Here is a 13,884-nt window from a genome sequence, read left to right on the forward strand (position 1 = left end):
AATCTTATCGAAGGCTTTGCGGGCAAAATTTAAAGGCGTGAAATTTTACCCGTAAATTTGCCCAGAATTTTATAAGACGCACACAGCTCGGCAGGAACACATAGCGTAATTTTGCGACCGAGCGAGCAGAAGCTAAATTTTATACCGGCTGCATACTTGGAAGCTTTGAAATGAAATTTTATGGCGAAACTTTGGGGTAAAATTTTATGATGGAGGAATTTTATGATGAAATTTTAAAGGCATGCGGTGCGATTCCATCTATTTACTTTTCGCCAATGCCTGCAGTAAGCACCATTGCGGCAAACGGCGAGGCGGAATTTTATCGAGGCACAATATACGCCGGACAATGCGCGCGCTAAATTAAAATTTCATCGCATTCATCGCGGCAAGACGCGCGCGACAGCGCAAATTTAATCAAAATTTCGAAGTTCGATCTTCAGATCGGTACGGATTTTGCTCGGATCAAAGCTTGCAAGCGGCGCGTTTAAATTACCGAAATTATCACCGGTGGGTAGAAAGTTTTGCAGATAATAGACGCCACGGTAGCCCTCGCTCCATAAAATTTGCGCCATCTGCTCGATCTTTGCTTCGTTTAAAAAATCGGCATGCACGGTCGTGCGCACCTCAAATTTAAAATTTTGCCGCAGCAAAAGCCTAAGAGTTTGCAGAAATTTATCGTATAGGCTTGACTTTGTAATGAGCTCAAAATCCTGCCGCGGCGCCTTAAAATCAAGCGCGATATAATCGATCAGCCCTAGGCTTAGAGCTTCTTCGATCTTTTGCGGATTCGAGCCGTTGGTATCTACTTTGAGCAAAAAGCCGCGCTGCTTAACTTCGTGAGCCAGCGGGATAAAATCGCTCGCACAGGTGCATTCGCCGCCGCTAAATACGATGCCCTGAAGCTTGCCCGCGCGCGCATCCAAAAAGCGCAGAAACTCTTCGTTTGAAATTTTACCCCGTGAAGTAACGATTTGAGGGTTATAGCAGTAATTGCAGCGCATATTGCAGCCGCAAAACCACGCGATCGCGGCGATGTGATCAGGAAAATCAAGCATCGTAAACGGCGTGATCTCGTAAATCTGCGCGTTACGCAGATTTAAGGCTTGCGGCGGCTTCGTATGCGTTTGTTGCATTTGGCCGGTAGCGGCGACTAGGCTATTTGTTTTTTGTCTTTTTTCTCTTCAAAAAAGACGCGCTCTTTGTGTTCGCCCTTCTTTCCGATATTAAAGCTCTCTACTGGGCGCAAATAGCCCATTACTCTTGTGTAAACGACGCATTTTGTGCGTTTTGCTTCTAACTCTTTTGGAAATTCCATTCTCCATCCTTTCATTAAGATTAAAATTTAAATCGCTATTTAGGCGCCCTTGCTCTGCTTGGCCTTGTATTCCGCAAGCAGCTCCTCGTCGCATTTCGGGCAGTATTCATGCTCGCCGCTGATGTAGCCGTGCTTATGACAGACGCTAAAAATCGGCGTGATCGTGATATAAGGAAGCTTGTAGTTTTGCACTACGCTTTTTACGAGCTGTTTGCACGCCTGAGCCGAGCTGATGCGCTCCTTCATATACAGATGCAGCACCGTGCCGCCGGTATAGGAGCTTTGCAGCTCATCTTGCATCGCCAGAGCCTCGAACGGATCGCTTCCGAAATTTGCCGGAAGCTGCGTAGAGTTGGTGTAATATATGTTTTTATCAAATCCCGCCTGGATGATATCTGCGTAGCGCTTCTTATCCTCTTTGGCGAAGCGATACGTCGTGCCCTCGGCAGGCGTGGCTTCGAGATTGTATAGATTGCCAGTCTGCTCCTGAAACGAGCGGATCTTCTCGCGCAGATACTCAACCATTTTAAGGGCAAATTTACGCCCGAATTCCGTCGTAATATCTTCTTTGTTGCCGCTGAAATTTCGGATCATCTCGTTTGCACCGTTGATGCCGATGGTACTAAAATGGTTATTAAATCCCGGCAGATAACGCTTCGTGTATGGATACAAACCGCGCTCAAACATCTCGGTTACAAATTTTCGCTTCTTCTCAAGCGTCGATTTTGCAAGCTCTAAAAGTTCATCCAGCCTCGCATACAGCGCCTCTTCGTTATTTTTATACAGATAGCCTAGGCGGGCTAAATTTATCGTTACGACGCCGATACTCCCCGTCATCTCCGCGCTTCCGAAAAGTCCTCCGCCGCGCTTAAGAAGCTCGCGCAGATCGAGCTGCAAGCGGCAGCACATCGAGCGTACGGCGCCAGGCTTATACGCCTTTGGATTGGGTACGCGCTCGCCCTTTTCGTTCGTGATATATTGCGAGCCAATAAAATTTTGAAAATAGCTCGAGCCTACCTTGGCGGTGTTTTCAAATACCGCGTCGGCTGCAGGAGTATCCCAATCAAACTCCTCCGTTAAATTTACCGTAGGAATCGGGAAGGTAAACGGCTGACCACACTTATCGCCCGTCGTTAAAACCTCGTAAAATGCTATCACGATGCGGTTCATCTCGGGCTCGAAATCGCCGTAAGTCATCGCCTCAAGCGAGCCCTTGCCGCGCCTTTTAGCCTCAGCCAAAAGCTCCTCGTCGCGTAAATTTTTAAATAGATGCTCGTTGTTATGCGTAGGAATCTGCGTTTTTAGATCATCCGGGCAGGTCATATCGATGGTGACGTTGGTAAACGGGCTCTGACCCCAGCGCGCCGGGACATTTAGGTTGAACACGAAGCTCGTGATCGCCTTTTTGACCTCATCGTCGCTTAATTTATCGCGGAAAACGTATGGCGCTAGATATGTATCAAAGCTACTAAACGCCTGTGCGCCCGCCCATTCGCTCTGTAAAATTCCAAGGAAATTTGCCATCTGATACAGCGCTTCGCGGAAATGCTTCGGCGCCTTGCTCTCGACTCTGCCGCGCACGCCGTTAAAACCCTCGTTTAGAAGCACGCGCAAGCTCCAGCCCGCGCAATACGCCGTAAGGCAGTCCAGATCATGGATATGATAGTCGCCGTTTCGGTGCGCCGCGCCCTCCTCGCGAGAGTAAATTTTATCTAGCCAGTAGTTTGCGATGACCTTACCGGCGGTGTTGTTGATGAGGCCTGCGTTTGAGTAGCTGGTATTGGAATTTGCTAAAATTCGCCAATCCTGCTTGCTGATGTATTCATTGACCGTCTGGGTGCAGTTGATATAAGTCGTATCCTCCTCAAGCCCCAGGATATGCTCACGCTGCATCTTATGCGTGTGGCGGTAGATCATGAAGCTTTTCAAAACGTCGAAATCGCCCGCTTCGAAGAGTTTTTTCTCGATGAGATCCTGAATATCTTCGACGCTTAATTTATCTTTAAAAACGATCGCGCCCATTACGTTATCGAAGACTTTTTCGTCAAACTCGCTACCCGCGCTTTTGTAGGCTTTTTTGATAGCATCTTTTATTTTGTAGGATTGAAATTCTTGAAAACTTCCGTCTCTTTTAATGATTCTCTTCATAATAACCCCGCGAATTTTCTGAATAAATTGGCAGAAAGTATATCAAGGAATCTTTAACTCAAAATTAAAGGAACGAGCGGAATATCCGTTACAAATTTTGCTTATAAAAAACGAAATTTAACCAAATCTCGCTATAATCGCGGAGTTTATTTTATAAAATTTGGAAATGCTATGAAAAATTTTAAAATAAGTTTTTTCGTGATCTTGCTGTGTGCCTTTTTAGCGGGCTGTGCTGCGCTTAAAGGCTCTAAAAGCACGGATAATTCGGCACTTGCAGGAGACATCGACCACGCAGGATATCCAAACGCGTATCTGGAGCGCATCGCAGGCGAAAGCATCGCCGATCTACTCTCAAAGCGTATTGTCGGCAAGAAAGGCGGTAGATTTAGTGTCGTCGGCATCGAGCCACTGGATGGAACGAACGCGCACGGCGTGGATGCGGAATTTTTGAGCAAAAAAATTAGAATTTCACTGCTGCATTCAGGCAAAGCAGTCGTCACAGACGCCCCAAGTAAAGATGAACTCGTATTTAGCAACGATGGCGTAAGCCATGGCTATCACGCCGTAGAAAGCGGCTCGATCTACGCGCCGGATTACATCTTGGTAGGTAAAATTTTACCGCAAAGCCCTGCTGTGGCAAACGACGGTAAGGCAGGATCTAAAAAATCAAAAAATTTAAATTATGCAGCTAAAAATTCTACCGCGCAAGCAAGCGAAAGCCTACTTTTAGAGCTTTCGATGATAGATACTCGCAACAACAAAAGCGTGTGGAAATATAAAAAAGCGCTTCAAAAGCAAATTTAAGGAATTTTTCGCTAAACTCACGGTTCATTTTTTTGAAAGGCGGTGAGGAAAGTGCCTGGAGTAAAGGTATATCCGAACGAATCATTTGACGAAGCTTACAGACGCTTTAAGAAGCAAACCGATCGTAACCTAGTCGTTACCGAGGTGCGCGCGAGACGATTTTTTGAGCCGATGACGGAAGTCCGCAAAAAGCAAAAAATTTCAGCTCGCAAAAAGATGCTTAAACGTCTTTACACGCTACGTCGCTACGAGTCACGCTTGTAGCGGTTTGCGCGGATTTGTAAATTTTAAATTTGCAGATCTGCGCGAAATTTTATCTCACATCTTTTAAATTTACAGCCCGCTTAAAATTTGTCCGCCGCGTCAGCGCCGAAATTCCGATCTAAATTTTAAAATTTACCTCTTAAATTTACTCGCTTTTGTGCGGCACTTTCTTTGTACGACGCCCGCGAGCCGCTAAATTTTGAAATTTATTTTTACCTATTCGTTTTTTAGATATACTTTTGTTAAATTTTAAAGGAGCAACCATGGACTTAAACGACTACCTGCACACTCAAGACCAGCAACCCTCAAACCCGCAAGAAAAAGAAGTAGCACTTATCAAATACACCTTCATCGCGGCTTGCGCCTTAAAAGCTATAGCTGAACTGGTGCTATTGCTATTAGGAATTTACGGCGGATTAGGAGTACTACTAAGCGCAGCGGCATTCGTGCTTTTTATCTTTAGCATTTATAATATCTCTAAGCTTACCGCAAGCCGCAGCCTTTTGCGTAACGCAGCTATCGCCTTTGTAGCAATATTTATAGGCGTATTGCTATTTATATTTTTAGCGGGCGGCATCATCGCTCAAATACTACTTGCATTGGGATTCATCGCATCGTTTCTGTTTTTTTATAGATTTTATCAGGAGCTTGCCGATACTAGTGGAGTTGCGATATTTTCATATTGCTTTATCGCGCTTGTACTTGCAGCTATTGCAAATGCGTTTTTGGCACGTTTTTCGCTGCCTGCTACGGTGCTACTAAGCTTAGCGGCTCTTGCGCTTAACGCTTTTGCTATATTCAGCGTAGAGGGCTTTTCTCGTTCGTATTATTCTTATGATCTTAGAGGCAAGAGATAAATTTTGATTGCTTGATCGGTTGTGGAAAGACCAGCAAAGAGCTAAATTTTTAAAATTTAAAATCAAGGAGCAAGCCGTGGTCTATTTCAAACACATATTTCTCGCGCTGTTTTGCGGGGCGCTGTTTTGCGGCGTACTTTACGGTGAAAATCCAAATAAAATTTCAAAGCAAAATTTTAAATCTGACTTCATCTGGGGCGTTACGATCGACGACGGCTGGTACGATGACGCGCAAGACGCCTCGGGCGCGAAGCTGCAAAGCATCGTGCGCGCCCTGCAAGCCTTACCCGTAAAGCCGACCGTGCGCGTCGTAATGTCAAAAGAAATTAGCCCGCGCGAGTACGAACCCCTTTTTAGGCGACTTAGCGAGGTCTCATACGTGATGGCCTGCCCCGTGGACTCCTACGAGATGAGCTCGTACAAAAGCGTGAAAAGCTACGAAAAGAGGTTCGCGGACGCCTTCGCCGCGCTCGCGCCCTACGTCGCGATCTGGGAGATCGGCAACGAAATAAACGGCGAGGGCTGGCTGGGGAACGATGCAAATTTCATCGCCGCTAAGATGATCGCGGTATTCGAGTTCATCCACAAGAAAGGCGCCAAGACGGCACTTACGGCGTATTATACGCCGAGCGGAGCGCAGAAAACACAGATGCGTGAGTGGCTGCGAAAATTCGTACCGCAAGATATGAAAGAGGGGCTGGATTATCTTTTCGTAAGCTATTACGAGGACGACAACGAGGGCTTTGCGCCTGATTGGAGCGAAATTTTTACCAATCTGCAAAGCACTTTCCCCGCTTCAAAGCTTGGCATCGGCGAGTGCGGAAATACGGCGGCGGACGCTACGCAAGCGAGCAGAAAGGCGATGATGAGGCGGTATTATACGATGCCGCGCTACGTGAAAAACTACGTGGGCGGGTATTTTTGGTGGTATTTCGTACAAGACTGCGTAAAGGGCGCCGAAGCGGGCGCCTCAAACAGCAAAAATCGCGGCGCGCACGACAAAGCGGAGGCCGTGGACGAGCTGCTAAAAAGCCTTAGCGAAGCAATAGGCGAAGCGTACAGATAATACGCGGAGGATTTCAAATTTAAAGCAAAATTTTATGCTTTTTAGGTACAACGAGGTAAAATTTGGACATGAAAACTTTTATAAAAATTTTAAAAATTACCGCCTTGGTCGTGAGCGTTGCATGCGTGCTTTTTGTGCTGTATATATTTGTGATTTTAAATTTGCTTTTTTCATCCGATACGCCCGAGGGTTGCGATCCTAGTATGCCCACTAGTGCGTGCGATTATATCGATGAAAAATTTGAAAAAGAGCTGCAAAATTTGCCCCCGGTCGCCGCTCTGCCGCCATTAGACAAAAGACCCGTATTTTGGCTAGGCAAAGGCGATTTTGCAAAGGGAGCGGAGTTTGATTACCTATATATCAAGGACGAATTCGGAGTTTGGCTTAGATACAAAGATAATGACAGCGATGACTTTTTGCTACAAAAAGATATGCCAGAGCGCTACTATGGATACGACGAGATCGATCGTTCGCCGGACGAAAGGTGGGTAAGTGGAGAGCTTGGATATTATAGCTACGGCATCTACGATATTTCGCTTTTTGAAAATGAAGCCAAGATATTTTCTCAAACGGCGCATAAGGTCGTGAGGAAATTTATCGGTTTCTTTAATCTACACTCTATGAGGGGCACATCTTTTGCAGCTCCGCAAGGCACCGAGGAAAATTTAAACGCTATAAGCGAGCTTCAAACTCCGCTTGCAGTTTTTCCGCAAAAACCGAACTACTCTGCGCTTGGTTGGGCTGATAAACCAGAAGCCAGAGGCTATGTCGGAGATGAAATAGCCAAAAAACTCGCTCGCAACGTCTTTGAGATAGAGGGCGATGGGTGGCGACAGACCATCCGTATAAACAGCCGCGCCAAGGATATCAAGGTTATCTGCGGAGATGAAATTTGCCTCGCGCTTGCCTTTGATGAAAGCGAATTTAATCGCTGCGATAACGATACGCCTCATACGGCAATTTATACGCTAAATTTAAAGCAAAAATTTAATAATTTTCATACGCTTACTAGTAGGAATTTTAACTACGTCAAGCTTGGCGATAAGTATACTTTAGACGATGTGGAATCCTTTAAAATAGTTTTATCGAGGTTCAGATATATCGAGGGGTATAACAAAGGTCGCGAAATCACGGACTACGAGGTTATCTTGCGAAATAGCGAAGGCGAGCAGGTTAATGAAATCTGCAGAAACGAAATTAAGAGGGCTCGCAGTCGCTTGCGATAAATCTAAGATAGCGCTGCAGGATTTGACACATAAGATCGTGATTACGACGCGCTTTAATTTAGCTTCTAAAATTTACGTGAGAATTTTAAAATTCTAAGCTTCAAGCTTTAAAATTTGCCCACGGAGCTTTTCAAATTTATCGCGCGGCTTAGGTTTATTTTATCCGCGCCAAGACAGCGAAATTTTTAGGGCGTCGCGATAACTAGGCGCAAGATAGCGAAATTTTACAAAGCTGCGGTAAACAAGATACGCAGAGAATGCACGCAAATTTCAAATTTATCTGGATTTTGCCCGCCTGCCCGACGCCGAGCACCATTATTTAGCTACAATCCCTCTTGCTCGCTTTACTTTTCGCTCGTCTTGATAGCTATTGCACTTTGCCGAAGCTACTGCGCGCCCTTTCGCAAAACTGCGCGGCATGTGGGATTGTGCCCATCGCTCACAGATTTTGCAGCATATGCGCGCGATAAAATTCTGTAGTGCAGGCACTTTCAATAAATTTTGATTTAAAAGCGCAAGCTTAGAGGAGATTTAAATTTAAAGCTCACGTGCTCCACGGCTAGCCTGCAAGCGCTCTGCCCGCGAGCAGCCCAGCGTAGCAAAAAAGCATACAGGCGCATACGCTTAAGACCGCGTTTAGCACACCGATAGCAAATTCTCGCGCCAGCAATAATTGCAACGTATCGTAGCTGAATGTAGAAAATGTCGTAAAGCCGCCCAGCGCGCCTGCGATAAAAAATACCCGCAGGCTCTGCGTTAAATTTAGTGCGAGTAAAAACCCTATCAGCAAGCTTCCCAGCGCATTCACGCAAAAAGTAGCGATCGGAAACGCGCTCCAAAACCCGGCGCGATCCATTGCGCGCGCAATCACTCCGCTTAAGCCTACTCGCGCCATCGCGCCTACACAGCCGCCTAGCCCCGCTAAAATCAAGTTCGTCAATCCAAGTCCTTTTAAAATTCGTAAATTTTATTTCGCCATCTAGCCTCCATAGGACGAAAGATGTGCAACTTCGCTATTTTAACGCGATTAGTTAAAATTCCGCTTTTAAAATTTACTCGCGCTTTTTGAAATTTCATTTTAAAATTTTACTTGCGCGACGAAACGCGACGTTTTACGCGCCGCCGCAAGATGGAGACCAAACGCGCGCAGTGTAAGAGGACGGCAAAGCAAAAAACTACGAGACGCAAAAGGGCGACGTAGCAAAACAGCGCGAATGCTTAAACCGCGCTTGTAGCAAAACCGAGGCAAGGCAAAACTATAGCGCGACAATCGCTACAGCGCTACTACAGCGGGCGCTACTGCAGCACCTTTTTTAGCGCCAGTGCAAATAGCACGACATAAAGGACGAGCAGCCATTTTTTCTGCGTTTCTCGCTTTGCACGGCGAGCCTGAGAGGTACCGAAATACACGCCCAAAAGCCCGCCCACGGCCAGCAGCGCGCCGCGTTCGTAATCTACGTGGCCGTTGTACGAAAGGCTCAAAAGCGCGCTGAATGAGCCGAAAACGATGAAAAATAGCCCCATGCAGACCGCTCTTTTGATATCGACGCCCAAAAATCCGACCAATACGGGCGTTAGAAATACCGCGCCGCCCACGCCCATGCTAAGCGCGATCGCGCCGATAGCAAAGCCGATGAAAAACAGCACCGCACCGTGGGGATCGGCGTTGCCGCCGCTTGTTACATTCGTGCTAAAGAGTTTAAGAAATGAGATCGCAAGCGTCAGCAGAAGGCCGATCTCAAGCACGATTTCTGGCGAGTATTTTACGATGAAGCCCGATAGGCTCGCGCCGCACAGCCCTCCGAGCCCCACTGTGATGCCGCTATCTAGGCGAAGCTTGCCCGCGCGGTAGTTCAGATATGAGCCAAAAAGCGAGACGATGAACATCTGCATCACTGAGATGCCCGCGGCGGTCTTGACGTCGTATCCCAGAGCCATCATCACGGGCATTACAACCGTACCGCCGCCGATACCGAAAAAACCCGATATAAAGCCCACGACGGCGCCGATAAAGGGGAGTTCTAACATTTTGATCCTTGAAATTTGAAGAGAAGTTTATAGCTTTAAAATTTAAAGCTTGATAAATTTGCGGAATTTTGGCTTTGAAAGCGGGGATTTGTGAGATTTCTAGGCGGGGGATTTTGATCGCGGGATTTCGGTTTGAAATTTATGCCCCAAATTTTGGTTTGAAATTTTACCTGGAGTCGGCTTGGCTTGAAAGTTTACAAGCGGAATTTTGACTCGAAATTTCAAGCGCGAGATTTGCGAAATTTTAAAATTTACGGGATTTTAAGATGTGGAATTTCGGCTTGAAATTTTATGCAAATCAGCCCGTCTGTGTTTGTTCGCATTGCAGTCTGGCGGTAGAATTTTGGATCGGAATTCTGCGCTTATACTGCGGCGGTTTAGCGTAAATTTTAGATAAAATTTCACGTTTTAATCGCAACGCAGTATTTTTTGCCGCGATTAAATTTTCGACAGGATTTTATCGCGGCGAAATTTCATACGGCAAAATTCCGCACGGTAAAATTTCAGTCAAAATTCTACGGAAAAATTTCTGCGCTCCGTATTGTAAAAATCGCCGCAAAATCGGTGCAAAGTCACGACAAGATCGCCGTAAAATTTTATGCAGAGCGCACGGAAACGCAAAGAGCGCGAATTTCTTGTAAAAATTTACGACGAAATTTCACCGCCAAAAGCTCGTTTAAGGCAGCCCAAAGCCCTCTCAAAGACCAAAAAGCCGCCGCCGCAAAATCCTCACGCCAAAATTCCTCCCGCAAATTTCTCGGGGTAAAATCGCTTTGGATATGGCAGGATTTGAACTCGCAGCAAATTTCCCAGGCTAAATTTTACGCAAAAATATGCATTAAACCTGCAAAATTTATCGTCAATTTCTCCAAGCAGTTTTCGCGCCTTATGAAATTTCCAGCACGATCTCCTTTTTTAGCCCGATCTGTTTGATCTCGAGCACGGAAGCGCCGCCCAAGCGCAGCGCAAGCACCTCTGCCTCGCTGCAAGCGCCTGCAAGAGCTATTTCGCTCAGCACCTTGCCGCGCCAGGCCTTGGCGTAGTGGCTCAGCACCTTGCCGCCTTTGATGAAACTAAAACTTAGATATTCGCGCTTCATCTCATAAAATTTTTCGTAAAATCCCGCGCGCAGATCCACTACGCACTCATCCGCTAGATACCGATCCAGCGCGGCAGAAAAGCTATCGCGATAAAATTTCGCCGCGTCTATGCCGCCGAATTTCTCGCCCTGTTTGAGTTTGTAGTTCGGCAGCGCGTCGCCGCCCAGCACGGGGCCGAAAAGGTTTGAAAAAATTATCGTGTTTCGCTCCGCAAACTCCTGCGCGCCGGGGCTTAGAGACGCGTAGCCTAGGGCGCAATACGCGGTGCCGGTGTAGCGCAAAAGCGCCTTCGCGCAGCCTTTTTCAAAGATATTTTCGCGCAGAGCCGCATCCCATTTTTTCAGCCCGAAAAGCTTGCAAAGCTCCGTCTCGTTTGCTTTATCTACGAAATCCGCATAAGCGCGCAGCATCTGCAGGCGCTTTTCGTAAAGATCTGCAAAGATGAAATTTCGCTCGCAAATGCGCGCGTCGCCGCCCAGCTCGCTTTTCATCTCGCTTGGGGAAAATAAAATTTTCATACGCTCTCCTTAAAATTTGCTCATTTTACTAAAATTTTGCTTGCATTCAAGCCCGCCCAGGCTCGCGCCACCCGCTCAAATTTAAGCTAAGCAGCGTATAATGGCGCTAAAAATTCCAAGGACGAAAATGCTTTTAGAAGAGCCGCTTTTTTACTACCGCGAAATTTTAAAGACGCATCCGCAAAGCTACCTCGCAGAGGACGACGCTCAGGTCATCATCGGCATCGATTGCGATTATTTCGACGGATTTAAGATGAGTTTTGAGGCGCTAAAGCTTAAATTTGATGAGGTAAAAAGCGCAAAAGCGGGCGCAAGCGAGTTTAAAAACGCGAGCTTTGCCGGGCTTTTCGGCGTTTTGGGCTACGACATCGTGCGCGCATTTGAAAATATCGGCACGCCGAAGCAGGCGCTGTATGACTTCCCGCCGTTTTTTTACGCCGATGCCGCAAACTACCTGCACTACGATAAAATCAGCAAAATTTACGATTTTTACGGCAAAGATGCCCAAATTTACGAAAGTCTGCGCGGGCTTAGCTCGCAGGCTTCACAACAGGCCGCCGTCGAAACAGCAGCTGCGTCCCAGAGTGCTGCAAGAACGGACGCCGCTATAAAGGGCGGCTCGAAATCGCAAGCCGCGGCGAAGTCCGAGCCTAAGAAAAAAGAGCTTAAATTTAAAATTTTAACCGATCTGAGCGCCGAGGAGTCGCATTTTAGCGCGATGGTTGAAGCCGCAAAAGAAAAGATAAAAAGCGGCGACGTGTTTCAGGTCGTGCTGGGCGAAATTTTAGAAGTCGGCACGAATCTGGGTAGTCTGGAGTTTTACGAGCGACTCAAAAAGAATAATCCGAGCCCCTATATGTTTCACTTCCCGACGCCGTACGGCTGCGTCGCGGGCTCAAGCCCCGAGCTGATCATGGAGATCAAAAAGGACGAAATTTTCGTCGCTCCCATCGCGGGCACACGCAGCAGAGGCGCGAATGCCGAAGCGGACGCGGCGCTTGAGCGCGAGCTTTTAAGCGACGAAAAGGAGCTTGCGGAGCATCGGATGCTCATTGATCTAGCTCGCAACGACATCGGCAAATTCGCCGCGCCCGCCTCGGTGCGGGTGCAAAACGCGATGCGCGTCGTGCGCTACGAAAGTGTGATGCACATCGTAAGCGAGGTCTACGGCACCAAGCCGCGCGGGGTAAGCGCGTTTGAGGTGCTTAGCACGATCTTTCCTGCGGGCACGCTAAGCGGCAGCCCGAAGATCCGCGCGATGCAGATCATAAATGAGCTGGAGCGCTACGAGCGCGGCATCTACGGCGGCGGAATCGGATTTTGGCGCTTTAGTGGTGACGTGATGCAAGCGATCTTGATTCGCTCGGCGATCTTCGTAAATCGCGACGCGCAAAATTCCTGCTCGGACGAGAACTCTAAGCGAAATTCCAACTTAAATTTAAACGCTGCTTGCGGCGGTGAAAATCCCGAAACGACGGAGCTTTGCGATGCCGCAGCGCAAAAGGGCAGCGGCGAGGCGCAAAATTTAGCTCGCGCAGGCGAGCGCGACGCGAGATTAAATTTAAAAGCTTGCGCGGGCGGCGGGACGCAAAATTTAGAAAGCGGGTCGAGCTTTAGCCGCGCGATGCGGTTTGAGGCTGCTAAATTTAATGCGGAAAATTTCGGCTGCGAAGGGCTAAATAATCTCGTATTTATCGGTGCGGGCGCGGGTATCGTTTACGACAGCTCGCCAAAGAGCGAATACGCGGAGATCTGCAAAAAGCGCAAAAGCCCGCTTAAGGCGATCGAGGAGCTATGCGAGGAGGTATAGACGCTTTAAATTTAGCTAGCCAGACGCGCCGCTTTTCGGTGCGAGTTTGATTCGGCTAAATTTAAAGCGTGATCGCTGCGAGAGCGTTAAAATTTACGGCTAGCTTCATTAGGCGCCGCAAAGCCGAGATACATATCGGCTGCAACGCCGCGCAAGCTCGCGACGCAGTAATGCCGCTGGCGCGGGCGAAATTTTAAATTTAGCCCGCAGCGGCGCTAAAACGGCGCTAAATTTAGCCGCCGCAAAGCGGTTAAATTTAAACTATTTATAATTTTAAAGAGGCGCAAACGCCCTAAAAAAGGATAAAATTTTGATTTTAATGATAGATAATTACGACAGCTTCGTTTTTAATATTTATCAATACATTTTGGAGCTAAGCGACGAGGAGGTGCGCTACTTCCGCAACGACGAGATAACGCTAGAGAGGGTGCGCGAGCTTGCCCCGTCGCACATAATCCTAAGCCCCGGGCCAAATCACCCAAAAGACAGCGGCGTTTGCCTGGATATTTTGCGCGCGGATTTGGACGTGCCGATTTTGGGCGTGTGCCTTGGGCATCAGGCGATCGGATACGCGGCGGGCGCGGAGATAAAGCAGCTGGAGGTGCCGTTGCACGGCAAGAGCTCGTCGATCGAAATTTTCAATGACGGCGTGCTTTTTAGCGGACTGCCGCGTAAATTTGAAGTGATGCGCTACCACTCGCTTTATGTGGACGAAGCGACATTGCCGCGCGAGTTTGAAATTTTAGCA

Annotated in this window: 10 protein-coding genes and 2 pseudogenes; 7 read left to right on the forward strand and 5 right to left on the reverse strand. The window is 47.6% G+C overall.

The window, feature by feature from the left end:
- Positions 1-410 precede the first annotated feature (410 nt).
- Positions 411-1,133 (reverse strand): anaerobic ribonucleoside-triphosphate reductase activating protein, encoded by a 723-nt coding sequence (locus Q0620_RS07950; RefSeq protein WP_298784320.1) that lies wholly within the window; start codon positions 1,131-1,133, stop codon positions 411-413.
- A gap of 17 nt (positions 1,134-1,150) precedes the next feature.
- A pseudogene (locus tag Q0620_RS07955) lies at positions 1,151-3,463 on the reverse strand (ribonucleoside triphosphate reductase).
- 171 nt (positions 3,464-3,634) lie between these two features.
- On the opposite strand from Q0620_RS07955, the gene Q0620_RS07960 reads away from it, so the two are divergent.
- The 5 genes from Q0620_RS07960 to Q0620_RS07980 all read left to right on the forward strand — a co-directional run bounded on the left by Q0620_RS07960 (position 3,635) and on the right by Q0620_RS07980 (position 7,680).
- Positions 3,635-4,267: a hypothetical protein gene (locus Q0620_RS07960; RefSeq protein ID WP_298784322.1), complete on the forward strand. Its 633-nt coding sequence runs from the start codon at positions 3,635-3,637 to the stop codon at positions 4,265-4,267.
- Between the two features lie 51 nt (positions 4,268-4,318).
- On the forward strand, positions 4,319-4,531 hold the full coding sequence (gene rpsU, locus Q0620_RS07965) for a 30S ribosomal protein S21 (protein ID WP_005869392.1): 213 nt from the start codon (positions 4,319-4,321) through the stop codon (positions 4,529-4,531).
- A gap of 263 nt (positions 4,532-4,794) precedes the next feature.
- Positions 4,795-5,388 carry a hypothetical protein gene (locus tag Q0620_RS07970; protein ID WP_297917711.1) on the forward strand — a complete coding sequence of 198 codons (594 nt, stop codon included), beginning with the start codon at positions 4,795-4,797 and terminating at the stop codon, positions 5,386-5,388.
- 76 nt (positions 5,389-5,464) lie between these two features.
- The gene (locus Q0620_RS07975) at positions 5,465-6,454 is read left to right on the forward strand and encodes a hypothetical protein (RefSeq protein ID WP_298784323.1); all 990 of its coding nucleotides are present in this window, start codon (positions 5,465-5,467) and stop codon (positions 6,452-6,454) included.
- A gap of 68 nt (positions 6,455-6,522) precedes the next feature.
- Positions 6,523-7,680, forward strand: coding sequence for a hypothetical protein (locus Q0620_RS07980; RefSeq protein WP_298784325.1), 1,158 nt, complete (start codon positions 6,523-6,525; stop codon positions 7,678-7,680).
- A gap of 559 nt (positions 7,681-8,239) precedes the next feature.
- Here the strand turns inward: Q0620_RS07980 and Q0620_RS07985 are convergent.
- From Q0620_RS07985 to yaaA, 3 genes are all read right to left on the reverse strand, one after another.
- Positions 8,240-8,620 carry a CrcB family protein gene (locus tag Q0620_RS07985; protein ID WP_298784327.1) on the reverse strand — a complete coding sequence of 127 codons (381 nt, stop codon included), beginning with the start codon at positions 8,618-8,620 and terminating at the stop codon, positions 8,240-8,242.
- Between the two features lie 356 nt (positions 8,621-8,976).
- The gene (locus Q0620_RS07990) at positions 8,977-9,708 is read right to left on the reverse strand and encodes a sulfite exporter TauE/SafE family protein (RefSeq protein WP_298784331.1); all 732 of its coding nucleotides are present in this window, start codon (positions 9,706-9,708) and stop codon (positions 8,977-8,979) included.
- A gap of 886 nt (positions 9,709-10,594) precedes the next feature.
- Entirely contained in the window at positions 10,595-11,326 is a 732-nt protein-coding gene (gene yaaA / locus Q0620_RS07995; RefSeq protein ID WP_298784333.1) for a peroxide stress protein YaaA, read from the reverse strand.
- 127 nt (positions 11,327-11,453) lie between these two features.
- Between yaaA and Q0620_RS08000 the strand changes: the two genes are divergently transcribed.
- Entirely contained in the window at positions 11,454-13,136 is a 1,683-nt protein-coding gene (locus Q0620_RS08000) for an anthranilate synthase component I family protein (protein ID WP_298784335.1), read from the forward strand.
- 310 nt (positions 13,137-13,446) lie between these two features.
- Positions 13,447-13,884: pseudogene (locus Q0620_RS08005) on the forward strand (anthranilate phosphoribosyltransferase); the annotation flags it as partial.

Origin of the sequence: uncultured Campylobacter sp., assembly GCF_938017615.1 — a bacterium.
In the GTDB taxonomy this organism is placed as follows: domain Bacteria; phylum Campylobacterota; class Campylobacteria; order Campylobacterales; family Campylobacteraceae; genus Campylobacter_B.